We start from the raw sequence: 24,699 nt of genomic DNA on the forward strand, positions 1-24,699 counted from the left end.
TTAAATCAATAGGTTAATTCAGCTATAGTATAAAAATAAAGTATATTTACAAATAATTTATAGAGGGATAAATGAGCAATTTTCAGTTTTTAGAGCCTGAGTTTAGCAAGCTAGCACTCACAGCGAAGGAAGCTGAAAAGCTTGTGTATATTTCCCCTCAAGCTGCTTTAATGTTTGCCCGAAACTCATTAGAAAATCTTGTCTTTTGGCTCTATCAATACGATAAAAAACTTACCCAACCCTACGATCCATCGCTGTATAGCCTGATCACCGATGTAAAGTTTAAGGAAATTATTCCACCCTACATTTGGGACAAGATGGATAATATCCGCATGGTCGGCAACAGTGCGGTGCATGGGAAAAAATTCAAGCAACTAACCATTGAGGAAACGGTTAAACATATCAGCCATCTGTTCCTGATCTTTGTCTGGTTTGAGCGTAATTATGGCTCACCTTCAAAAGATCGCTCTCAGGCGGTTCTATTTAACCCCAAACTGATTCCTAACGCAGAAACCACTCAACTACTCATTGCTAACCAAGAACAGCTACAGAAGCAAGCAGAAGCTAAAGAAAAGGAATTTGCTGAACAGCACAAAGCCCTTCGTGAACGGGAACAAAAACTGCTAGAACTTTCCGCAAGTTTGGAAGAGCGTGAAAAATTGCTCGGTAATATTGATACCGATCTAGCGCAGAAACGTCAGCAAGTCGAACAAGCAAAACTTGCCAATAGCAAAGTTCAAGACCATACCGACTATAAAGAAGATGAAACCCGTAAGCTTAAAATTGACCTGCTGCTTGAAGAAGCTGGCTGGGAAATTGGTGTTACTGCGCGAGAAGAAGTTCCAGTCACAGGAATGCCAAGCACATCAGGCAAAGGTTCTGTTGACTATGTACTGTACGATGCCAATGGCTTACCTTTAGCCTTGGTAGAAGCCAAACGTACATCTGTGAATCCTGAAGTGGGACAACAACAGGCCAAACTCTATGCTGACTGTCTAGAGAAGCAAACAGGACAACGCCCTGTCATTTTCTATACCAATGGTTATCGCACCCGTATCTGGAATGATGTACAAGGTGGCCCACCTCGTTTAGTTCATGGCTTCTACACCCAAGCTGAACTAAAACGCCTGATCGAAAGACGTAAAAACAACCCTGATCTTGGCAGCTTCCCAATCAACGCCAATATTGTCGAGCGTTACTATCAGACCCGTGCCATCAAAGCCATGCTTGCAGCATTTCAACGTAAGGAACGTGCTGGCTTACTCATCATGGCAACAGGTACAGGGAAAACCCGTACTGCGATTGCTTTGGTCGATGTGCTGATGAAAGCCAATGTGGTGCAGAAAGTCCTATTTCTCGCTGATCGTACTTCACTGGTGGTACAAGCCACCAATGCCTTCAAAGCCAATTTACCTGATTCTGCGCCCGTCAATCTGGTGGAGAGCAAAACTCAGAATGGACGGATTTATCTGTCTACCTATCAGACCATGATGGGACTGATTGATGAAATGAATGCGGATGGCACACGCAAATACGGCACAGGTATGTTTGACCTGATTATTGTCGATGAAGCCCATCGTAGCGTGTACCAAAAATTCGGTGAGATTTTTAAATACTTTGACAGCCTGTTTGTCGGTTTGACTGCTACACCAAGAGATGAAGTAGATCGTGATACCTATGCACTGTTTGGTTTAGAAAGCGGTGTCCCAACCGATTACTACGATTTAAACCAAGCCATTGCCGATGGTTATCTCGTGCCACCTAAAGCCTATTCAGTGCCATTGAAGTTCATGCGTGAAGGCGTCAAATATGACGAGCTTTCAGAAGAAGAAAAACTGCATTGGGATGAACTGGACTGGGATGGTGGTGATGCCCCTGATGAAGTCACTGCATCCAAAATCAACAAAGAACTCTTCAATACGGGTACAGTAGACAAGATGCTTCAGCACTTAATGGAAAATGGCATCAAGGTTGAAGGTGGAGATATGTTGGGTAAAACCATCATCTTTGCAGTTAATCAGAACCATGCCAACTTCATTGCGGAACGCTTTGACAAAAACTATCCGCACTATGATGGCAAGTTTGCCCGTGTCATCACGCACTCGACCAAATATGCACAGAGCTTGATTGATAGCTTCAGTAAAAAAGATTTGGCTGACCCACAAATTGCCATTTCTGTTGATATGCTCGATACAGGGATTGATGTCCCTGAAGTAGTTAACCTCGTCTTCTTCAAAGCTGTACGCTCAAAAGTGAAGTTTACGCAGATGATTGGGCGTGGTACACGGCTTTGCAAAGACCTGTTTGCCCCTGAAATGGACAAGAAAGAATTCTATATTTTCGACTACTGTTCCAATTTTGAATATTTCAATGAAAATCCTGATGGTGCGCCTATTTCGACCGCAGAACCATTGGGACAACGCCTATTCAAAGCTCGTTTGAATGTTTTGAGTTTGCTTAATTCACCTGATTATCAAACTGAAGAAATGAAAGCTGTACAGCAAGAAATGCGTCAGAGCTTGCAGACTGAAGTGAAGTCGATGAATAAAGATAACTTCATTGTTAAATCTGAAATTGAGCATGTTGAACATTTTAAAAATGACACTGTATGGGACAATTTGGATGACCTTACAATTGGTACATTACGAGAACACATTTCAAAACTTCCCAACGAACTAGAGTCTGAACCACTAGAAGCCAAGCTGTTTGACATGCTTTGCTATAACATCGAGCTTGCTGTGTTGGAAAAAAATACCAAGGCACTTCAGGTTTATGCCAATAAAGTCATCGAAATCGCTTCCAAATTGGAAACCAAAGAAAATATCCCTGTGGTAGCGGCACAGATTAACCTGATTCAAGAAATACAAACTGAAGCATACTGGGAAGGTATCACTGTTCCAATGCTGGAGTCGATGCGTAAACGCATTCGTGGTTTGGTGAAACTGATTGAGAAATCTACATCAACGATTGTGTACTCGATGCTTGATGATGAAATTGGTGAAGCAACAGAGGTTGATATTCCTGTGGTTTCCAGTGGCGTAAACATTGCTCAATACCGTAAGCGTGTCGAGAGTTTCATCAAAGCTCATGAAGATCACATCACTATTGCTAAGTTAAAGCGTGGCTTGGCTCTAACACCAACCGATCTAAGCGAACTTGAAAGATTCGTTTTTGAAGCTCAGGAAGTTGAGAGTAAAGAAAAATTTGAGGAATGCTTTGGTACAGATAAGCCATTACCTCTCTTTATTCGTTCACTTGTCGGTTTAGATCGTCAAGCGGTGCAACAAGCCTTCTCTAAATATCTGCAAGGCTCAACTTACAATGAAAAGCAGATTCGTTTTATCGAAATGGTGATTGAACATTTGACCATTCGGGGAACATTAGAAGCCTCGCAGCTTTATGAACCACCATTCAATCAAATCCATTATGAAGGGATTGATGGTGTATTCGGTGATGCAGATACTGACAACATATTTGGGGTTGTTGAAGCGTTTAATGAAAGTGCGGTGGCATAGATTTGAATTTCTTATTTATTATTTATTAAGGGGGGAATATGTTTAATAAAGGATCAGAATGGCGTAAATGGGATTTACACGTACACACACCTGCTTCTCTTGACCATAAATATGGTGGTAATGATGATGCAACTTGGGAAAAATTTTTAACAGATTTAGAAAATTTACCTGAAGAGTTTAAAGTTATAGGTATTAATGACTATTTCTTTATTGATGGATATGAACGTGTTTTAAAAGAAAAGAATTCAGGAAGATTAAAAAATATTGATTTAATTTTGCCAGTAGTGGAATTTAGATTACATGAGTTTGCCGGTGTAGAGTTTAAAAAGCTTAATCGCATAAATTTACATATCATCTTCTCAGATGAACAAAACTTACCTTTGGATAAAATAAAATCTCAATTTTTAAATAGTTTACAAGCTAAATATATTTTAGAAAAAGAACAAACACCGTGGCACCAGAGTATTACAAAAGAATCAGTCGAAGATCTGGGACGAGAAATTAAGTCATCAGTTTCTCAAGATAAATTACATCAATATGGGTCAGACCTAATTGAAGGATTTAATAATTTAAACTTACATTCGGATTCAATTCTTGAGGCACTTGATAAAAGTTGTTTTAAAGGAAAATATTTAATTGCTATTGGAAAAACAGAATGGGATGAACTCAAGTGGACTGATGCTTCGATAGCTGTTAAAAAACATCTAATTAACCAGGCAGATATCATTTTCACTTCTGCAGAATCTTATGATGCTTTTGATAAAGCTAAACAAAAATTACAAGATAATGGTGTAAATGATTTATTGCTTGACTGTAGTGATGCTCATAATTTTTCAGAAAAAACATCAGATAAAGATAGAATTGGAAATTGTTTTACATGGATTAAAGCCGATCCAACATTTACTGGTTTAATCCAAGCTACCTTAGAACCTCAAAATCGTATTTATGTGGGTGAAATCCCTGAAAAAGAATCATTAAAAAAAGGAAAAGGAAGTTACTTTATTGATCAAATTGAAGTTGTAAAAAAACCTACAGCTGTATGTAATCACAAGTGGATTGATGGAATTAAAATAAATTTAAGCCATGATCTAGTGGCGATTATAGGTAAAAAAGGAAGTGGTAAAAGTGCTCTTGCTGATATTATTTCGTTGTTAGGGAACTCTAAATCTAGCAGTAATTACTTTTCCTTTCTTAAAGAAGGACGATTTAAAGGCAAAGGTGGCTTTGCATCAGATTTTGAAGCTACATTAACTTGGTTGAACGGTACTAAAGATATAAAATCTTTAGATGCTAGTATTGATCATGAAAGTGCTGAAAGAGTACGTTACATACCTCAAGCTTACTTTGAAAAACTATGTAATCCTGATAATGGAGATAATGAATTTCAACATGAATTGAATTCAGTCATATTCTCTTATTTAACAGAGGAAGAAAAGAATGGTTGTTCAAATCTTGAAGCATTAATCAAATTAAAAGAAAGCTCATTAAATGATCAATTGTTTTCATTGAAAGTCAAATTAAACAAATTAAATTCAGAAATTGAAGAGTACGAAGCTCAATCGCAACCAAAAGTAAGAAACCTTTTGGAAAACAAAAGATTATTAAAGCTACAAGAACTGCAAGATCATGAATCTATTAAGCCTAATGAAGTTTCATGCCCTAGTGAAAACCTAACTCCAGAGCAATCAGCTTTAAAAATTCAGATGGAATCTGCCAATTCAAAAGTACTTGGATTCTCAAAACAAATTGATACTTTGAAAGATAATATCAAAGCAAGCCAAGGCAAAATATTAATTGCAAATAAGGTAATAGAAAAAACTGATGTTTTAACAAAATATATTGAGGCTTTTAATGAGGATATAAGTAAAGATTTAGAAAATCTTGAAATTGAAAATAACATCATTAAGTTCAGTATCGATTTAGAAAGAATATTAGGGGTAAAAACTGAATTAGAAAAAGAAATTCCTAATAAATTAAATGAAATTAGTGCATTGGAATCCTCTATTAAGGAGAATAATGAAACTATCGAGAAAATAAATAGTGAATTATCAGAGCCATTCCAAAAATATAATACCTACCTTGAGACTCTTAAAACTTGGGATGTGAAGAAAAAACAGTTAGAGGGTGATGAACTTATACCTGATTCACTTCATGGTATACAACATCAAATTACAATGTACAATAATTTGCCTAATCAGTTAGCAGAGAAAAAAAATGAGCGTAAAACTATCGCAAGCTTAATATATCAAATTTTAGAGTCCAAAAAATTACTAAGAGAATCTCTTTATGAACCTGTTCAGAAATCAATTGAACAAAATAGTTTTATAAATATAAAAAATAAGTTTGAGTTTGTATCTAAATTAAATTTTTCTTTTGAAGAATTTCTAGAAAATTTAACCTCTCATATTCTGCAACGTAGATTAGATTTTACGCCAGATAGGATTAAAAATACTTTAGAAGATTTATCTCAAGATAAAGATTTAGAAACACAGGAAGGAGTTATTGATTTTATAGAAGAGCTTATTGATAAATTAAATGAAGCTAATGAGGGAGTTGGTATCGCTGAGATGGTGAAAAAAAATGTTACGCCGAAAGATGTTTACAATTTTATATATGGATTAGACTTTATTAAATCTAAATATTCATTACGTTTTCAAAATGTAGAAGTAGAAAAATTATCTCCTGGACAACGTGGTGCATTGCTATTGATATTCTATTTATTAGTAGATAAAGATAAAACACCTATTATTCTAGATCAGCCTGAAGAAAACCTTGATAACGATACTGTTGTAAACTCCTTGGTTCCTATTCTTAATGAAGCTAAAAAGACCAGACAAATTATTATGGTTACTCATAACCCTAATCTAGCAATAGTATGTGATGCCGAGCAAATTATTTATACTAATTTTGATAGAGAAAATAATTACTCCATCCATTATAAATCTGGCTCTATTGAAAGTTACGAGTTAAATCAACATGCAGTTAATATTTTAGAAGGAACTTTAAATGCATTTAATAACCGAAGTAGTAAGTATTTGGGTGTGATTGCTTAAAAAATTTATTATTTGTTACTTCATAATAATTTATTTTGAAAAATAGGTCATCATGAATAAATACATATTTTTAATTTTATAAGTTGCGAAATAAAGATATGTATTTATTATTTTTTTAATAATTAGATCTCTAAATTTTTTATAAAATTAAGGGGTAATATTAATATACATCATAATAGGGAGCTTTGTACTAGAGGAAAAGCTGATATTTTAAGCAGCTTAACTAGGCCAATAAGCTGTCATTTCTAGGTTTGTGCAATGAAGTATTTAAACTCTATAATACAGATTGAGCTCATCATAGCCAAAATTCATCATTGTTCATACAATTGAAATTGTAAGCTGGTGAGAAAAAATTAGCCAAAATTTTCTCTGATAGCTGTACCAATATAAGGCACTATCAAGTAAATTTTGCCTAGGAGAATCAAGGTGGTTAAATGAAGCAATATCTAGATTTGTGTCAACGCATAGTTGATGAAGGCGTATGGGTTGAAAATGAACGAACTGGAAAGCGTTGTTTAACCGTTATTAACGCAGATTTAGAGTACAACGTAGGGGCCAATGAATTCCCCTTAGTTACGACTCGAAAAAGTTACTGGAAGGCAGCTATTGCAGAGCTATTAGGCTATCTACGTGGTTATGATAATGCAGCTCAATTCCGAGCTATTGGCTGTAATACTTGGAATGCCAATGCCAATGAAAATGAAGCTTGGTTAGCTAACCCCTATCGCAAAGGTAAAGACGATATGGGACGAGTATATGGTGTCCAAGGGCGTAGATGGCGTAACTCTGAGGGAGAGGAGTTCGATCAGCTTCGTAAAATCTATAACAATTTGCGTAATGGTATTGATGACCGAGGTGAAATTCTAACTTTTTATAATCCAGGTGAGTTCCATATGGGGTGTTTGCGTCCGTGTATGCATACCCATACGTTTTCTTTACTAGGTGATACACTTTACTTAACTTCATCGCAACGGTCGTCAGATATTCCATTAGGTCAAAATTTTAATCAGATCCAGGTGTATACCCTCTTAGCCCTTATGTCGAAAATTACAGGGCATAAGGCAGGAAAGGCTTATCATAAAATTGTGAATGCGCATATTTATGAAGACCAATTAGAGTTAATGCGTGATGTGCAATTAAAACGTGAACCATATCCGGCACCTAAGCTTCACATAAATCCGGATATTAAGTGCCTTGAAGATATTGAAACATGGGTCACGCTAGATGATTTTGAAGTTGAAGGTTATCACTATCATCAGCCTATTCCGTATCCTTTTTCTGTGTAAGGATGCATATTAAAAGTAGGGGCTTAGAAAGTTAAAGGGGGGGATTGCGGAGTAATTTAAGCAAATCGAGGTATAAATTGTACTAGCTTAAACTGTACTAGCTCAAACCTGATCTGACAGTTACCCATTTTTTTATTGTGCATAACATATTAAAAACTTTCCTATTTTGATTAAGAGATGAATCTCTATTAAAATAGGAAAGTTTTATTTTTATGCTCAATGTAGGATTTGCTCTGAACTAATACCTCGTAATTCCAATAATTCTTTTAATCTTTCTATCTCTTGTTCAGCATTTAAAAGAGACTTGCGGTCTGCTTCATATAACATTTTATAATAATCTCGGGATTCCCTCATTTTTTCATATTGCTTATGCGAGTGCCCAAAAAAACGCTTCATATCTTGGTATTCATTAAACCAATAGATAATCTCATTTCGTGCTTGATTTAAATTTTCGTCCAATAGATCTTTTACGTCATTAGTTTTCAGACGAGTTTGTGTTTCATGTGCTTGCGCTTCGGCCTCTCGTTCTCTTTTAATTTGTTTTAGTTTTTGGGCTGGCCAAACTCGATTCGAGATTGTATTCCTATGAATCCCAGTCATTTTTGAAAGTTGTGCTACAGTTACTTTCAATTTTTTATTGTTTGAAATTGCTAGTAATGCATTGTTAATAATCAATGTATTAGCTTCATAGTCTTCGCTATTCTTTTGGTCATAAGCTTGGTTACTCATAATTCTACCTTTTCACCAAGATTTTCTAAAACCATTTTGGCTTCGTTCATTGCTGCCAAAATTTGTGGATAATTGTGTGAGTATTCAGGTTTATGAAGGTTTGCTTTATTTAAAATATAAACCTCTCTCCATTTAGGAGCATGCCTGCTAGTAACAACAGCTTGTTTACACCGAGCAGGGTTACAGCGTAGTGAACCGATGCATGGTAAACTCGAATCATATTCATCATTTCTACCACCATAGCAAAAACCCTGCCCCATAGATACAATGGCTAGGCCTTGGTCTACCATTGCTTCATATAATTCCTCTTCGGTATAACCTTCGGCCATATACCCTTGAAATATCTTGATTAAGTTATTCTTATGTTCATTTGCTTTACCGCCATAATATATGCCATTTGGATTGTGAGCAGTCTTGATAGCTTCTAATTCAGCTGCTCGACGAAATGATTGATTATCACCTTTTCGCCTTCCTTCTTTTGATAACATTTCGCCAATATCGCCATAGCCTAGTGTTACTGAAGAGGTAGCCCCCAAAGATGTATATTTGGAGATACTGTCCACGAAGTGCTTGAGTTGAAAAGATATTAAGGGTAAACCTACTTCAGCCTTAAACAATTGATACGTTAAGGTATGTCTCAGCATATATGGATTTAAGTTGATTTCATTGACAGTATTTTCACCCAATAGTCGACGAATCAACATATTTATCTGATAAGAAATACCATTACTATTCATCGATAGGGGGGGGCTATCTGGACTAACCGTGTCTACATTAGAAACTAGGTATGGTGAAGCTTTTATTTTTGCGATATAAGAAGCTGCTAATATTGCATCTTTAACAATTGGTATAGCCACCCATCTGTCATCAAATAAACCTGTACTAATTTCATCTCTATGCTTTTTGACCGTACTTTCGATCAGCCAAACTCCATTATCTTCAACTAAGCAGGAACAATTCGGAACTTGTACTTCTGAAAGTTCAGATGGTCTCATACCAGTATATTGACCAATTAAGTACACACAGGCATATGAGATGAGATTGAAATATTCTCGAAGATTATCTAGCTTGTAACCACGGTTTTTCAATATGTTACGTAAAGTCACTCCTGACCTTACATTAAAATCCTTATTCCTCATCCAATCATAGGGTTCAATTAGATTAGTAACAACACTCGAAGAATAACCTTTGGTTCTTAACCTAAGTGCAATATATCCATTGAGAATTTCATGGTTGACTCTTTCACGGGCTGCCCATGAAGAATAATTGCTTACATTTAGCCGTTCTAAGGCATTTTTATCGGATATATGTTTTCCCTCTCCTATAGCATTTAAGAAGTCAACTATAATAAAAGAGGTAAGTTTTGATAAAGATTCAAATACCAAATCAGGCAATATTTGTTCTTTCTTTTTTTTATCAGTATTGGCTAACCTTTTCCATGCCAAGCTATTTAACTCTACATAAGCAATAGGTCTCTCAAATACATATTTAAGAGAAGCAGGACTACGCAAATATTTAAAGAAACTATCTAACTCATCACCCTTAATCCGTTCATAGTTTACAGCAGCTTTACGATAAAATTGGGGTGTTATATCTGATAATGTTTTGATTTTTTCCTGTACAAACTCATAGCCAAGTTCAATAATTGCTTGTTTAAATATTTCATTAATAAATACTAGACCATACTCAAAAATTGTGATTAATGAATTGGCTTTTATTATTCCTTTTTTTCGACTTTTTCCACCTTTTTGTTGAGGGTGAAAAATAAAATTATTGAGTAGGGCTAGCTCAAATATAACTTTTATCTCTGTTAATACAAATTTAGGAATATCTTTGTACTTTAAAAAATTTATGCGTAGTTTTGCTCCTCTAACATTCCGTGCTGCATTAGGATAATCATTATTAAAATCCCAAATATTTTCTGAAAATATTGAGATTTTTGACACAGGTTTCTGCTTGAGAAGGTTCATATATACTATAGAACTAGCATGCTCTTGTTGAGAATATTCAGTATCTTGTTTGTTAGCAGGACTTAGCATATTTAAAATGTAGGGGCGATGTTCTGCAAAACTTGTTAATATATTTAGCCTAGTTTCACTATTCATTAAACCACTCCATCGACAAGTATTGTAGTTTCGATGTACTCAGCTAAACGTTGACCATCTTGCAGTTCTTCTATTGAAAAATCAGAGAATTGTGGATCTGTAATATTTTTTATGAGCTCTAGATTTTCCCGAATGACATGCCCGTATGGCGTATCCATTACACGAGTGTATTCTGTGAGAAGAGTATAATCACGCTGCATTGCGAAAATCTCAGGAAGATTTTTGACTGCAATAATTACATTTTCACAACTTAAGCATTTGTTATATTGTGAACATGGAGTACCTGAAGTATATGAAGGCAATTTTTTTACAAACTCTGGTGGGTCAAAAATATTTTTACAACCAGCTAAAGGAGTTTGAAAAGTTATAACTAATTGATCATCCTTTTTGGAGTTCCCCTTGTTTGTTAGTTCTTCAGCTTTTTCATCCAACGTTGATTGATGTATTTCTTTTAACTTATCGTTTAATTTTATTCTGCTTATTGAATTAAAGTCTAACGAGTCTAGATAGTGGATAGTCGTTTGAATTGATGAGTGCCCTAACATAAGCTGAATCTCGCGTAGAGATACGCCATTATCAATCATTTCACTGACAAAAGTTGGTCTAAACCGACTTATTGTTAGAGTTAATCGCTCACCTTTATCATTTTTTAAACTGTATTTGTCAACAAACCTAGCAAAACTATCCCCCAGTGTTTTTACATTTTTCCCTTCATTCCCTAATATTGGAGAAACTTTTCCATGCTTTCTTGTGCTATGTGACACATAGATGAATAGCCTGTTTTTTAATGCATCATCTTCAATGTTTTGCCGAAAACTGCTAGTTAAATGGCATATTTCTTCAAAAATTTCATTTACAGCTTTAGCTTGGGTTGATGTAAGCCAGGTAAGTTCAGCCTTAAAAAGATCAAGGTGATATTCCTTGTATCCATCAGATCGTTCTTTCCAATATCGAAGACAAGGTCGTGATGTTGCTTTATGGCTAGGTATATAATCATCTATATCAAGAGATAGTATGGAGTCAGCATTCAAGCCAGTTACTTGAGCTAGCTTTAAAAGATAAGGTACGAGTATATCCACACTGACCATAGGATTAACCCCCCATTCATTGTAGACTTCCATCAATCCTTTTTCTGACTCTAGAATGATTTGTAAGAAAGCTTTTTCTGCAGGTGATTTGGCTGTATTGTAATGAACTGGTTTGCATTTCAAAGGATTTTCAAAGAGCCATCTCGCATTCTCTAATGTTGACAGACCTCGTATTCGAGCTCCATTCTTATCAAGAGGGTTTTTGCCGATACCAGTTTTTTTATAAGGTGTTAGGCTTGATCTGGATTCCTCTAAACCTTTCTCAATAGCTTCTAATATTTGGAGCCGCTCATTCTTTGTAAATGGTTTCTTGACATCAGTTTGTCTCTTTGGATCAAAGCCATTTATATCAAAAAAACAGTATTTCACATCACGTAGTTGAGTGAGTCTATTTAATGATCTACGTGCTGAACTTAAAATTGTATTTGCGTGAGTACTTGATATTTCATCATTAATGATTTTTTGCTGTAAAGACTTTCGAAATCTAGACAATAGGTGCTCATCAAAAACTGTCGCGATTCTTAAAGGTGTAGTTCCGTATAATTCAGACAAGAACTCTATAAACAGAACACATCCATATATATAATTATCCTTACCAGATTCCGCAGGTACGGTGTTGCTTTGTGAAGCAAAAAGTTGCTCAACTTGGATAAAAGGCTCTATGTTTGAGGGATCAAGAAAGTCAGCAGCAATATTCAATGGAATTTTTGCTAATCTACAAAATCGTTCTTTTTTATTTTCATTGAATTCTTTCTGACGAACTTGTTTCTCCTCGATTCGTTCAGCAACACTTTTGTAATTTGTATCGATGATTTTGAGTTTTTTAAGATCGTGATGAATAAAATTCCATGCATTTTTAACAACAGCATATCGAAGATCATTTCGAACAATAGGGCATTGTTCTGAGGGCATTCGCTTAAGTGAGATTTTATTCGCAAATATAGGTAATAATTTTTTTTCTTCAAGACTTAGTTTTCTGTACCAATTTAGCAGCTTTCTCCGAATTGCAACGCCTTGAACTTCATTGCTTCCATCTAAATCTATTAAAATCTTTTTTTGGATCATCTCTTCAATCAGAGGATATGTAAGCTGCCTATGTCGATATGCAGTATTGTATGAAATTCCTAAGGTCTCTTCGATAAACCCTGCAGCCACATTAAATCCTGATGGTGTATTAGCCTTACTTATGGGTATTTCCCATAAACTATCTTCATCCTTAATTACTTTTGATACCCACGCTACAATAATAGATTTAGCATCTTTAACTAATTGTTTGCGCTCTCTAACTTTCTTAAAGTCCGATTTGATAATTCCTAATTTAAAAAGGTCTTCATGAATCTCATCGATTGTATTTGCTATCCATTCATATTGAGTTACTTGGGCTATCCAAGAGGCTTGTTCTACCCCTATTGATTTAAAGCAAATATTATTAGGGAGAGTAATCATGCGAGGGAGGCACTTTTTATCATTAAAACTTAAAGTGCTATACCAATGTAATATTCTCTGCCGAATCAAATTTTCTCTGCTAGAAGCTCCTTTGACAACGATATGCATCTCATCCATCTTTTCAATTAGCGGTAGAGTGAGATGTTTTCGGCTGTTCGCCTCGCAAAGGGTGATGCCTGTTTCTTTCGATAAAAACTCAGATAGAATATTAACTTTCCACAGGTTATTGAAATGATTACTTAAAGGTAATGCTAAAAGTTTACTTGGATTTAGTAACAAATCGTCAACCCACATCTTAACCAATCGATCAGTGGTATTTTTATCTCTTTTCATTTGATGTCTCTGATGGCTATCTTTAAGATCGTCTGTTCGCTTAAACGTTTCATTTTCTCTGCTCTAGTCAATAGCTCGCCATTCTCATCACACATACTGTTGTAAATGTCCTGAGGAATACTTGTATACATTTGGGTTGTATTTAGGTGATTGTGCCCTAAGTTTTTTTGCACAATTACAAGCCGATCTAAATAGTCAGCTCCTAGATCATTTGACTGTAATATTGCATAAGCATTGCCATGTCGTAGCTTGTGTGGAGAAATCATGCGATTAAGATGACCTCGCTTCATCGCACGTTTACTTACACGTTCAAGTAATTTGTTTATTGATGACGGAGTATAGGGAGTGCCTTCAGCATTAAAAAATGCGGGGGTTTCGGCAGGATTTACATATTTACGAGCATGTTTTTTATACAGAGGAGATGCATGGTATTTTTGTATACGTTTGATGGTGGATGAACTCACTAAAGTCCATCGTGGTTTGATTTCATTTCCTCGACCTTTACTTCCCTTAACCTCCAAAGGAATATAATCAGCATGAATGGGTTGGTCAGAATCGCAGGCAATAAACTTTTCAGTATTGAAGTTGACAGCATTTCTAAAATGCTCCAGGGTAACTCTGGGAAGCTCCGAACGACGTAAACCCGAATCATATAAAAATTGAAGTAAAACTCTTTCTCTTTCTAAATCTGTCGATTGGATTAATACTGCTAGATCATCAAGAGTACAGGAACTAATAGCCTTTCGTTTTGGAGCTTTGGAAAGGTATCGATTGCTATATGGATTATCTTTTCTGAGCAGTTCACGGTCTTCAGTAGGACTACAGAGATACTCAATAAAAGCACGTATTGTCGCATCACGATTTCTAACGGTAGATGATTCTCTCTTTTCATTGCGACTTAAGGAAGTTAGATATTCTTGAATTACATATCTTGGGACTGTAATAAATACTTCATCAGTCTCATCATTCTTATAATCTGGGCGATTACGAATATATTCCAAGAAATAAGTCAGATTCTTGCCGTATGTATCTGCTGACGTATATGCAATTTTCTCATGTTTGGATTGATATGATAAATATTCAGAAATGAGGGGAAGAATTTTACCATTATTGTCAAACACACCAACTCCATTTACTTCTACTGTTTTCTCTAATGGCAAGTTTTGAAATTTAGTAAGCAAGTAAGACTTCGATAAATCTAGTTTTATGTTGGAACAAACTTTGACATTCATTATATCGGCTGTGTTGATTTGAAATTTGAGTTTGGGATATGGTTTTAATATTCAGGAATAAAGTTACACTACTATTTTTGGTGTGATTTTGTTCCTGTTTTTTAAAATTTAAGGTTTTAAATTGTATTGGTCAAGCTGTTTATTTTATTAACAAGAAGAAAATATTATAATAAATGCTATAGTTTTTTAATTTTTATAAATTTTATATTGCTATTTTATTGATTTTATTTTGCTTTTTCTTTTATGGGTATTCTTTTATTTTTTGTTTGAAAATTATTTTTTAATTAATTTTTTTTATTTTTATTTTCTTAATTATTTTATAGACATTATTAAATATTGAATGTTAAATGTTTTTGATAATGTTTAATTCTAAATATTTATAATAGGGAGTTTGCTGATTTTAATTTGTATGTGGTGATCTGAATGGTTGGAAAGGTTAAGTTGTCTAGAAATAATTTTAAAAATTTAATGTATAAGAATTTATATATTATTTTGTTATATGTTGAATATTGAGTAATAGAATTTAGGCAGTAAACTCAGCATACTGTGAATTATTGTTATGGGGTAATAAAAGGAACACGTCGGCACTACGTTGATAAAGCTGGCAAGACAGTTTGCCATCCTGTACAAAAAACTGGAACAGGGTGTGGCAGGGTGGCAGGGCAACCGTTCCTGCTTCTTTAGGGTTCCAGCCTGACACAATTAAACGGCGTGAATTGGGATTGGTTTTAATTTCATTGATCAGCCAGGTGATCTGGTCAAAACCATCCTGTTCATATAAACCATTTTCTTTTTTGGTTGCGCCAAAATTACGCCACTGATGACCATAAACCGGACCCAATTCGCCTTCAGGACGGCCAAAACGCGCCGTTTGTTCTGCAGTGGACCACTCATCCCAAATCGTAACTTTGTTGTCTTGCAGATATTTAACGTTGGTATCACCTTTTAAAAACCACAACAGTTCAATCACGATGGAACGGAAGTGTACTTTTTTGGTGGTCAATAAAGGAAACCCTTGAGAAAGATCAAAGCGCATTTGATGACCGAATACTGAACGAGTACCTGTGCCTGTGCGGTCGCCTTTATCGCCACCGTTGTCAAGGATGTGTTGTAAAAGGTCTAAGTATTGACGCATGTCTCTCTCATAATATTGTGAATTTCTTGTGGCACATATTAGCCTTTTTTTACCGGGGAGGGAACTGTATCCATTAAAGGTGAAAGTAAGTTTAAATCCTGGTGATAATTTTTATAAATAAATGATTTATATATATTTTGTTAATTATTCCAAAGCCATGTAAATCATAAGGCTTAATCTTGATGGGGTTTGGTTGGAAATGATCAGGAGGAGGAAAATGGATCGCATTTTATTGAATGCATTTTTTTAACATCCCAATAAACTTTATAGGTCTGCCAGCATCAAAGATTAAAAATTGGGTATGTGATCCTGCTGAAATAAGCATGGTTTAAGAAAGATTTACAAAATGCAGTCAAGAGCAGATCTTGCCCCTTGCTGTTCAATTTCATTTTCATTCCATTAGGGTTTGGCCTGAAAACCAATGATGACCTTTATTGATCGGGTAAGCATAAAATAAATTTTTAGTCGCCGCTGGTTATAAAAATCAACAAAAAATAGTCAGTTAACTCACTTATCGATAATTTATTTATATTTAATTACATTTGTTATATGAAAAATCACATTTTAGAGGTTACCATCTTGCCGTCGAAATGAGTGAAAAGCTGTTAGTCTTAAGCTTAGGAGTGTTTGTTAAAGAATGGTTTATGATCATAATGTAAACATGAGTGAAGTTCACGCTCCTGTTCAGGCAAACATCATAATTCGTTCCCAATCGGGTAAAAATTCAAAAAAATCTTCGGAATTTCAGACTGACCAGGCCATACCCAAAAAGAATATGCTGGCAAAGAATGGACAGCGAATTGATATCAGTAAATTTACCGATTTCTTGCAGGCGGTTTCTTCAACCAGCAGTTCACAAAAATGTGCCAAAAGTATCCGACTTGCTCTGGAATCGGCGGGTGCAAGATTTCAAAGTCATCCCGTTGCTGCGGCAGACTGGGGAAATACCCTGACGAAAATTGGTTATCGACAAATTAATCCCAAGTTCGATGCACCTAAAGAAGGTGATATTTATATTATTGATCGAACCGGCAAGCATGTGTATGGCCACATTGCCGGATTTAACGGCAAGCAATGGGTCTCTGACTTTAAGCAAAAAAGTTATGATGTTTATAATGAAAAAGGCCTGACCTATAAATATTACCGTCCGAGCTTTTAACCTTTAAAAAGTTAAAAATAGCCAAACAGAACATTTTCTCAAGAATTTTTCTGAAATAAAAAAAAGATGCCGAAATGGCATCTTTTTTATTTTACCTTTAACTTAAGGCAGCTGTTTGACTGGACTGCCGCCTAAAGCTTGCATCAAGGTGACATAGGCATTGTATTGGCTCTGTTTGGTTTGAACCAGAGACAAACGGGCGTTACGCGTCGTTTCCTGCGCATCCAGCAGGTTTTTCAGGGCAATGGCCCCGTTACGGTAACGTACTTCAGTTAGACGCTCGGTTTTCTCTGCAAGTTGTACATTGCGTTCTTGCAGGGTCACCTGTTTGTTTAATTCGGTACGGGCAGATAAGGCATTTTCCACATCGGCAAAGGCCTGATACAGGGTTTGACGATACTGCACAATCGCTTTTTTATAATCCAGGTCACTGATCGCCAGATCTTTTTTCATGTCGTTATATTGCAGGAACGGCAGGCTGAGATTGGCACCTAAAGTTAACACCGGGTTCTGCAATAGACTGGTTAAAGATGTGCTGGAAGAACCCAGGTTTCCGGTCAGGTTAATGGAAGGATAATAACTGGCCTTGGTTGCATCTTTAGTGGCGAGGGCCTTGCGTAAACGCAGTTCACTGGCCTGTAAATCCGGACGGCGTGACAACAGCTCTGCCGGTAAACCTGCAGAAATAGCCGGCAGGGCAATACGCGGTAAACGAGAAGGCTCCTGAATGTTCAGTTGCTGTACAGGTTGATGCATCAGCGCTGCCAATGCTGTTCGGGTTTCGACTTTCTGCTGCTCAATCTGGCTTAATGTCGCTCTTTGGCTTTGTACAGATTGTTCCGCTGAGGTTAAGTCCAGACCGGAAACCGCACCGGCACGATATTGGCTGCGGACCAGCTCAAAGACTTTTTGTGTGCTGGCCAGGTTTTGACTGGCAATTTGATAGCGTTCATTCAAGTAACCCAACTGCCAATATAAATTTGCCGTAGTGGCAATCAGGCTTTGTGCAGTGGCTTGCAAGTCCTGTTCAGTTGCTAAGGCTTCCCATCGGCTGGCTTCAGTTTGTCGAGCCAGCTTTCCGAACAAGTCCAGTTCATAACTCACGCCGCTACTTAAAGACAGGCCACGCGAAGCATCATCACCTGAATTGAGGTCAACCGTATGTCCAGCTGAAACACTGGAGCTGACCCGAGGGCCTTGCTGGTTTTTCGCCAAGCCGGCCTGTAAACGTGCCTGCTGCAAATTAATGCCGGCAACCGCCAGATCGGTATTGCTGGCTAAAACCTGATTAACCAGCTGGTTCAGCTGCGCATCACCAAACAAAGTCCACCATTGATCGGCATAGACATCGGCATGCACCTGCTGGCTCATGGCTTTACTATTCTGGAAACTGCCTGGAATATTCACGGCAGGCTGTTCATACGGTGTTTTTACCACCGCTGCACAACCGACCAGTGAGCCAGTTAAAATAAGGCTAGCAATAAGCTTGGTAAAATTCATTTGCATTCTATTTATCCTTATTCGCGAGAAAGTGCATCCACAGGGTTAAGCTGTGCTGCATTACGGGCAGGAATAAAGCCAAAGATAATCCCGATCATGCTTGAACAGACGAAGGCCGCCACAATAGAGGTGGTGGAATAGGCCATCTGGAAGGTGCCGCTGGCAAACTGGCTAATCAGCTGTCCAATGCCTAAAGATAAAAGCACCCCTAGGATCCCGCCTAAAATACAGACCAGTACCGCCTCAATCAGGAACTGCTGCAAGATGTCACTTTGCCGGGCACCGACGGCCATACGCACGCCAATTTCCTGAGTACGTTCAGTCACAGAGACCAGCATGATGTTCATCACCCCAATACCGCCGACAATCAGGGAAATCACCGCAATCGCAGAGACTAACAGGGTCATGGTTTGCGTGGTTTGCTGAATGGTTTCACGGATACTGTCTGCATTCTGGGTAAACACATCTTGTGCGCCGTGGCGTTGTACCAATAAATTTAAAATGGCATTTTCAGCTGCCGCACTTGGGTATTCGTCTTTGACCCGGACAATGATGCTGCGTACATTCGCCTGGCCTAACATGCGGCTCATCACCGTAGAGTAGGGCAAGTAAACATTCAGGCTGTCTGAATTTCCCATCATTGATTTTTGTGCTTCAACTACGCCAATGATACGACTGGGAACACTGCCCAACAGAATGACCTGACCGACAGGGTTGGTACCATCACTAAAAAATGTCTTTTTGGTATTGTCATCAATCACCACGTCCTGGGCACGTTCAGTCACGCCTTCTTTGTCAAAAGGCTGTCCTGAAGCAAAGTTCATCCCTCGAACATAGAAGAAGTCTTCACTGACCCCATTCACGGTGGCGGAAGCTTCGGTATCCTTAAAACGGGCGGTGATGTTGCTGGTGACCGATGGACTGACGCCATCGACATAGGGCTGTTCAGCCAGGGCATCCGCATCGGCAGGAACCAGTGTTTTGACCTGGGCTGTTTTGGAATTGTCGCCAAAGCCACGCCCCTGATAGACGGTAATGGTATTGGTCCCGAGGCTGCTGATATTTTCCAGGATCTGTTTCTGTGAACCGTTACCTAAAGCCACTACAGACACCACCGAGGCAATCCCGATAATAATCCCGAGCATGGTCAGGAAGGTCCGCATGCGGTGGGCATTCATGGCCAGTAGGGCCATACGGAATGCTTCGCCTAGCCGGTCCGCAGCAGAGCGCCAGGAAGGCGTTTTTTTCTGTGCGGTTTGTTCTAAGATCTGTTTTTCTAAAACTCCATCTGCGGCAACTTCAGGCACATTCGGTTTATCTGAAATAATGTTGCCGTCACTAATTTCAATAATACGCGAGGCATTTTTGGCAACGTTATGATCGTGGGTAACCAGGATGATGGTATGACCTTTGGCATTCAGCTCGCGCAAGATACGCATCACTTCAATGCCGCTGTTTTTATCCAGTGCACCGGTCGGTTCATCGGCCAGAATCACGTCGCCGCCGTTCATCAAGGCACGGGCAATTGATACACGCTGCTGCTGGCCACCGGAAAGCTGGCTGGGACGGTTCTGGGTCTTTTCAGCCAAACCCAGGTCCGAAAGCAGCTGGGTCGAGCGCTGTTGACGGGCGGAAGCATCGACACCTGCATAAATGGCCGGAACTTCAACATTACCTGCCGCGCTTAAATCGCCCAACAGGTGATAGCGCTGGAAAATAAAGCCGAAATATTCACGGCGCAGTTGTGCCAGTTCATCCGCTTCCAATTGACGTGTTTCACGCCCTTTGACCTGATAGCTTCCTGAGCTTGGCTGATCCAGACATCCCAAAATATTCATCAGGGTGGATTTTCCCGAACCGGACTGCCCGACAATGGCGACCAGTTCTCCCGGGTAAATCTCCAGATTAATGCCCTTTAAAATCTGAATGGTGCTTTCCCCGGCGGGGAATTCACGGGTCAGATCTGTGACCTTGAGCAAAGGCTGTTGATCTTGGCTCATGATTACATTCTCACTGGACCGGCACCACCACCTACACGGTTACTGCGTTTGGCAGAATCGTTTGAGGTATCCGAAGCATCGGCAATCACCACCTTGTCACCCTGTTTTAAGCCCTTAATCACTTGAGCAGTGACACGATTGTTCAAGCCGACCAGGACCGGTTGCGGTTTGGCTGTACCATCTGCCTGAATTACGCGAACCATCGACATAGAGGCTTTGCCTTGTTCAATCAGTGCTTTTTCTTCGGCAGACAGTTGCAAGCGTTTTGGACGCTCAGTTTGCGCCTGATCATGATCAGGCGGATTTTGTTGTTTTGCCTGGTCTGCATTACGATCAGCACGTTTGCCTTGAGGGCGATTTGAACTTTGCAAGGCTGCTGCAGGGACAGTCAATACATTTTTTGCTTCAGCCAGCACAATATAAACCTGCGCAGTCATATCAATACGCAGTTTGCCATCTTCATTGGGGACATCAAACAGGGCGTTGTAATACACCGCCGTACTTGAAGACGAAGTGGATGAGTTATTACTTTCCGTATTGATGGAGTTCGGTGCCGGTTCTACCTGGCGTAGTTTGGCATAATGTTTTTTGTCGCTATTGCCCAAGGTGGTAAAATACACGGTTTGACCTTCTTCGACTTTCATCACGTCAGCTTCTGAAATTTCAGCTTTAATGGTCATGTTGTCGAGCTTGGCCAGTTTGACAATGGTCGGTGCGCTTTGGTTGGCGTTTACGGTTTGGCCTTCTTCAGTCACAATGGCCACAATGGTGCCGTCCATAGGCGCAACAATCCGGGTATAGCCCAAATCTTCTTTGGCCGTTGCCAGGGTTAAACGGGACTGTTCAATCTGGGCATTAATCGCCAAAATTTCCGCCTGTGCCGTTTTGTAGCTGGCCAATGCAGCCTCAAGTTCTGCACGCGAAGTCGCATCTTGCGCATACATGGCTTGCTGGCGTTGATATTCAGCTTGGACTTTCGCCAAGTTTGCCTGCTTGACTGCCAGTTGAGCCTGCTGGTTTTTAATACTCGCTTCAGCCGTTTTCAGATCATTTTCCTGGCGGATCGAATCAATTTGTGCAATCAGCTGACCCTGTTTCACCTGGTCTCCCAATTGCACATACATCTTCTTCACCTGACCCGAAACCTGTGCACCGACGCTGACCATTTTGGTGGCTTCCAGCACACCGGTTGCAAGAACAGAGTCTTCAATATCACCACGCGTGACTTCACTGCTAATGTATTGCGGTGCTTGCTCTTTGGGTTTTAAAAAGAACCAGGTGGTGACTGCAATAGCAAGAATACTGACTATGGCGACAACTATTCTGGATGGTTTTATTTTTGGCATAGTGAGCTGATAAATGAGGAAAATTAGACCAATTATAAAAGCTAAATAAGGATAAAACGTGAACTTTTTAAAAACAAATGAGAATTATTTTCTTTTTAGAGTGTCTTGAAAAATTTTCTAGACAGAGGATGAAGTCATTTTTAACAAACTTTTTAGCATGACTTAATAGAGGATAGGCATGTTATTCAATTTCAATTCCATCAATTTTCTGAAAGATGATCTTCAGCCTGATGATTGAGTTTTTTCAAAATGCTGCTGAGAAAACAGAACTTTTTTTCACTGATCCGGGCTATCAAGATGTATTCGATTTTAGCCTAATGATAATGGATTTATTTAATGATTTTTATTTAAATAATTTTTTGTGATCGAGGTGTGGTTTTCTTTTTTTCTCCGCCCCCTGAGTTTCCAACTGGTAGACATAATTTTAAAAATCTTTGTTTTATCTCTAGATTTAAATAAAAAAAGTTTGTAGTATTAAATCCATAAAATAATTATGGGTTTAATAATAAAAGCATTAATCCCCATGATTATGCGAAAAAGATCATAACTTTAATATGAAAATTTGTAAGGGGTAGAATGATGGAATGGAATGAAACTTATAACATTGGGATTGATGTGATTGATAATCAGCATCGTCAGATCTTGGATTACATTAATGCTTTGGAGCAGGTAAAAAACACCGGGCAGCGCGATAAAATTAAAGAGGTTTTGGAGGATTTAATTGACTACACCCAGTCGCATTTTAGCTTTGAAGAAAATTTGCTGGAGCAGGTCAGTTATCAATATTTACCATCACATCGTGGCATCCATGAATTATTTGTAAAGCGTCTGAATGATTACCGCCTGAAATTTGAAAAAGGTGAAGCCATTGAAAACGACTTGTATCGTCTGCTGTCCAAGTGGCTGATCAACCATATTCAGCATGATGATCAGGACTATGTCGATGCAGTGCGAGACAATATGTTGAGCTATCTACGTAAACAAGAACAGAAAAAAGGCAAAGGCTGGTTTGCACGTTTCTTTAGTTAAACGCTTGGCGATAAAAATAAGGTTTGACCGCACATGCTGCTAATGGCTTGCAGAACCAGATGTTCAGGGTTTTCTTTGCCTAAACCTTTTATTGAAGCGTCAATGCGTAACAAAAGTGAAGGCCAGCTGAGGAAACAGTTCGGATTGAGCCGTCTTAAGGCCTGCTGATATTGGCTGACTTTATTTTTCCAGATGCCCAGCTGTAAGGCATTCTGTGGCTGTTCAAACAGTTGCATCAGCAAGCGCATTTCTTTGCTGATGCTCCACAAGATCAGGCTCATCGGTTCACCCGAAGCAATTAAATACTGGAAAATTTTAATTGCCTGAGCCAGATTTCCTGCAAGCAGGGCATCATTTAAGTCATATGTAGTATAGCGCGACTGGTCTTGTAGACATGAATACAAATGTTCAATCTGGATGATCTCCACATCGGCAAAAGTATCGCTGACACGCATTAAACTGTTTTTGGCTGCCAGCAAGTTGTGTTCATGGTGCTGTTCCAGCCAGGCCCAGGCATCATTCGCCAGTTTAATTCCCAGCTTTTCTGCCTCAATGCTTAAAATCCGCTGCCGGTCTTGCGGATAATTGGCCGTCAGCGGCACAGTGACCCCATTGGCATCCAACACCTGGAAAAAACTGGATTTCAGGCTGCTGCTGTCCTGTTTGGGCATCACCACCAGCAGCAGGTTTTGTTCATTGTGCTGGATATAGCTTTTCAGTTGCTTGATGCCGTTGGCGTCGGGCTTGATATTGCCATGTACTTCAACAGCCAGTTGCGTGGAAAATAAGGACAGGCTATTTAAAGCATTAAACACATTTTTCCAGTCACTGACATTGCCAATGTCATAACGCTGACGTTCAATTTCCTGCTTTTGCCAACTCTGCCGGAAAGCATCGAGTAAATTTTGTTCAAGCAGGGGTTCCTGACCATACATAATCCAGGCACCGCGAGCTTCATCAACACGTTTGAGTGCTTGGGGATAGTCAAGTTTCATCGCGCGATTTTCTATATTTAAGGTTGGGTTGTAGAAGCCGCTGGTTTGGTCACGACTTGGGGTAAACGGTTGGATGAAATCTGACGCACAATTTGCTGTGCCACATCATCAACAATCACCTGATTAAGATACTTCTGTTCCTGGTCATCCGTGTTGACCGTGGCCACGTCATATTGATAGCTGCGTGAAGCGGTGATGGTACGCGGTTCAGTTACAGGATTACCTTGTGCATCGTCAATACGGAAAGTCACGGTTAAGCGCAGCAAGGTTTCGACCAGTTTGCCATTTAATTCATGACGCTGTGGGGTGTAATCCAGTACACGCAACACATAAGCATCTGGACTATTGCTCAGCTGAATGCCTGTTGCACCCAAATAAATTGCAAGTTTTTCATGCAATTGTCCTGCATTATCCGGCAATGCCAATTTCATTTTAGAGTAAGCCACAGGAGCCGTCGCCGGATTGGTGCCTTTTAAATGAAAGCCACAGCCCACTAAGCCTGCACTTAGACCACAAGTTAAAACAATTGCTGCTAAACGTTTGCCCAAATGCATGTGTTGTCCTCTGTATTGTTCTTCAAAGCAAAAAAGGAAGATCTAAAAATATGTAGTGATTGTATGTGCAAAGCCCGTTGACTGGCAACGGGCTTTGTTTGGGAATTGTGAAATCCTTATGTCCCCCTCTTTTTTAAAGAGGGGTTAGGGGAGATTCCTTTTATGAAATCCCTCCAAACCTCCCTTTGTAAAGG

14 protein-coding genes and 1 pseudogene are annotated in these 24,699 nt (G+C 38.6%); 5 read left to right on the forward strand and 10 right to left on the reverse strand.

Features of this window, described 5'->3' with window-relative positions; genetic code table 11:
- Window positions 1-71 precede the first annotated feature (71 nt).
- From H4I94_RS02390 to H4I94_RS02400, 3 genes are all read left to right on the forward strand, one after another.
- Complete coding sequence (locus H4I94_RS02390; RefSeq protein ID WP_261181271.1) at window positions 72-3,515, forward strand: DEAD/DEAH box helicase family protein; 3,444 nt, start codon at window positions 72-74, stop codon at window positions 3,513-3,515.
- Window positions 3,516-3,553: 38 nt separating this feature from the next.
- Entirely contained in the window at window positions 3,554-6,568 is a 3,015-nt protein-coding gene (locus tag H4I94_RS02395) for a TrlF family AAA-like ATPase (RefSeq protein WP_261181272.1), read from the forward strand.
- A gap of 434 nt (window positions 6,569-7,002) precedes the next feature.
- Window positions 7,003-7,854 (forward strand): thymidylate synthase, encoded by an 852-nt coding sequence (locus H4I94_RS02400; RefSeq protein WP_261181273.1) that lies wholly within the window; start codon window positions 7,003-7,005, stop codon window positions 7,852-7,854.
- A gap of 216 nt (window positions 7,855-8,070) precedes the next feature.
- On the opposite strand, the gene H4I94_RS02405 is transcribed toward H4I94_RS02400, so the two are convergent.
- The 5 genes and pseudogenes from H4I94_RS02405 to thyA all read right to left on the reverse strand — a co-directional run.
- Window positions 8,071-8,583 carry a hypothetical protein gene (locus H4I94_RS02405; RefSeq protein ID WP_261181274.1) on the reverse strand — a complete coding sequence of 171 codons (513 nt, stop codon included), beginning with the start codon at window positions 8,581-8,583 and terminating at the stop codon, window positions 8,071-8,073.
- Complete coding sequence (locus H4I94_RS02410) at window positions 8,580-10,688, reverse strand: site-specific integrase (protein ID WP_261181275.1); 2,109 nt, start codon at window positions 10,686-10,688, stop codon at window positions 8,580-8,582. Before H4I94_RS02410 ends, H4I94_RS02405 begins: the two co-directional genes overlap by 4 nt.
- Complete coding sequence (locus H4I94_RS02415; RefSeq protein ID WP_261181276.1) at window positions 10,688-13,555, reverse strand: site-specific integrase; 2,868 nt, start codon at window positions 13,553-13,555, stop codon at window positions 10,688-10,690. The genes H4I94_RS02410 and H4I94_RS02415 overlap by 1 nt, the downstream gene beginning before the upstream one ends.
- Window positions 13,552-14,787 carry a tyrosine-type recombinase/integrase gene (locus H4I94_RS02420; protein WP_261181277.1) on the reverse strand — a complete coding sequence of 412 codons (1,236 nt, stop codon included), beginning with the start codon at window positions 14,785-14,787 and terminating at the stop codon, window positions 13,552-13,554. Before H4I94_RS02420 ends, H4I94_RS02415 begins: the two co-directional genes overlap by 4 nt.
- 529 nt (window positions 14,788-15,316) lie before the next feature.
- Window positions 15,317-15,922 (reverse strand): annotated as a pseudogene (gene thyA / locus H4I94_RS02425) (thymidylate synthase); the annotation flags it as partial.
- Window positions 15,923-16,559: 637 nt separating this feature from the next.
- Between thyA and H4I94_RS02430 the strand changes: the two are divergent.
- Window positions 16,560-17,081 (forward strand): CHAP domain-containing protein, encoded by a 522-nt coding sequence (locus tag H4I94_RS02430; protein WP_261181278.1) that lies wholly within the window; start codon window positions 16,560-16,562, stop codon window positions 17,079-17,081.
- 102 nt (window positions 17,082-17,183) lie between these two features.
- On the opposite strand, the gene H4I94_RS02435 is transcribed toward H4I94_RS02430, so the two are convergent.
- The 3 genes from H4I94_RS02435 to H4I94_RS02445 are packed head-to-tail and all read right to left on the reverse strand — an operon-like array spanning window position 17,184 to window position 21,927.
- Complete coding sequence (locus tag H4I94_RS02435; protein ID WP_261181280.1) at window positions 17,184-18,587, reverse strand: efflux transporter outer membrane subunit; 1,404 nt, start codon at window positions 18,585-18,587, stop codon at window positions 17,184-17,186.
- A gap of 11 nt (window positions 18,588-18,598) precedes the next feature.
- Window positions 18,599-20,581 carry a MacB family efflux pump subunit gene (locus H4I94_RS02440; protein WP_261181281.1) on the reverse strand — a complete coding sequence of 661 codons (1,983 nt, stop codon included), beginning with the start codon at window positions 20,579-20,581 and terminating at the stop codon, window positions 18,599-18,601.
- 2 nt (window positions 20,582-20,583) lie between these two features.
- Window positions 20,584-21,927 (reverse strand): MacA family efflux pump subunit, encoded by a 1,344-nt coding sequence (locus tag H4I94_RS02445; protein WP_261181283.1) that lies wholly within the window; start codon window positions 21,925-21,927, stop codon window positions 20,584-20,586.
- Between the two features lie 579 nt (window positions 21,928-22,506).
- Between H4I94_RS02445 and H4I94_RS02450 the strand changes: the two genes are divergently transcribed.
- Window positions 22,507-22,956 (forward strand): bacteriohemerythrin, encoded by a 450-nt coding sequence (locus tag H4I94_RS02450; protein ID WP_092819035.1) that lies wholly within the window; start codon window positions 22,507-22,509, stop codon window positions 22,954-22,956.
- Here the strand turns inward: H4I94_RS02450 and holA are convergent.
- Window positions 22,953-23,951 (reverse strand): DNA polymerase III subunit delta, encoded by a 999-nt coding sequence (gene holA / locus H4I94_RS02455; protein ID WP_261181287.1) that lies wholly within the window; start codon window positions 23,949-23,951, stop codon window positions 22,953-22,955. The genes H4I94_RS02450 and holA overlap by 4 nt on opposite strands.
- A gap of 17 nt (window positions 23,952-23,968) precedes the next feature.
- Window positions 23,969-24,505, reverse strand: coding sequence for an LPS assembly lipoprotein LptE (lptE, locus tag H4I94_RS02460; RefSeq protein ID WP_092819033.1), 537 nt, complete (start codon window positions 24,503-24,505; stop codon window positions 23,969-23,971).
- Window positions 24,506-24,699 lie beyond the last annotated feature (194 nt).

Source organism: Acinetobacter sp. T_3_1, assembly GCF_025377055.1.
In the GTDB taxonomy this organism is placed as follows: domain Bacteria; phylum Pseudomonadota; class Gammaproteobacteria; order Pseudomonadales; family Moraxellaceae; genus Acinetobacter; species Acinetobacter kookii.

Coding starts and splice junctions, on each gene's coding strand:
- H4I94_RS02390 (WP_261181271.1), top strand. CDS start 72: ATGAGCAATTTTCAGTTTTTAGAGCCTGAGTTTAGCAAGCTAGCACTC.
- H4I94_RS02395 (WP_261181272.1), top strand. CDS start 3,554: ATGTTTAATAAAGGATCAGAATGGCGTAAATGGGATTTACACGTACAC.
- H4I94_RS02400 (WP_261181273.1), top strand. CDS start 7,003: ATGAAGCAATATCTAGATTTGTGTCAACGCATAGTTGATGAAGGCGTA.
- H4I94_RS02405 (WP_261181274.1), bottom strand. CDS start 8,583: ATGAGTAACCAAGCTTATGACCAAAAGAATAGCGAAGACTATGAAGCT.
- H4I94_RS02410 (WP_261181275.1), bottom strand. CDS start 10,688: ATGAATAGTGAAACTAGGCTAAATATATTAACAAGTTTTGCAGAACAT.
- H4I94_RS02415 (WP_261181276.1), bottom strand. CDS start 13,555: ATGAAAAGAGATAAAAATACCACTGATCGATTGGTTAAGATGTGGGTT.
- H4I94_RS02420 (WP_261181277.1), bottom strand. CDS start 14,787: ATGAATGTCAAAGTTTGTTCCAACATAAAACTAGATTTATCGAAGTCT.
- H4I94_RS02430 (WP_261181278.1), top strand. CDS start 16,560: ATGGTTTATGATCATAATGTAAACATGAGTGAAGTTCACGCTCCTGTT.
- H4I94_RS02435 (WP_261181280.1), bottom strand. CDS start 18,587: ATGCAAATGAATTTTACCAAGCTTATTGCTAGCCTTATTTTAACTGGC.
- H4I94_RS02440 (WP_261181281.1), bottom strand. CDS start 20,581: ATGAGCCAAGATCAACAGCCTTTGCTCAAGGTCACAGATCTGACCCGT.
- H4I94_RS02445 (WP_261181283.1), bottom strand. CDS start 21,927: ATGCCAAAAATAAAACCATCCAGAATAGTTGTCGCCATAGTCAGTATT.
- H4I94_RS02450 (WP_092819035.1), top strand. CDS start 22,507: ATGGAATGGAATGAAACTTATAACATTGGGATTGATGTGATTGATAAT.
- holA (WP_261181287.1), bottom strand. CDS start 23,951: ATGAAACTTGACTATCCCCAAGCACTCAAACGTGTTGATGAAGCTCGC.
- lptE (WP_092819033.1), bottom strand. CDS start 24,505: ATGCATTTGGGCAAACGTTTAGCAGCAATTGTTTTAACTTGTGGTCTA.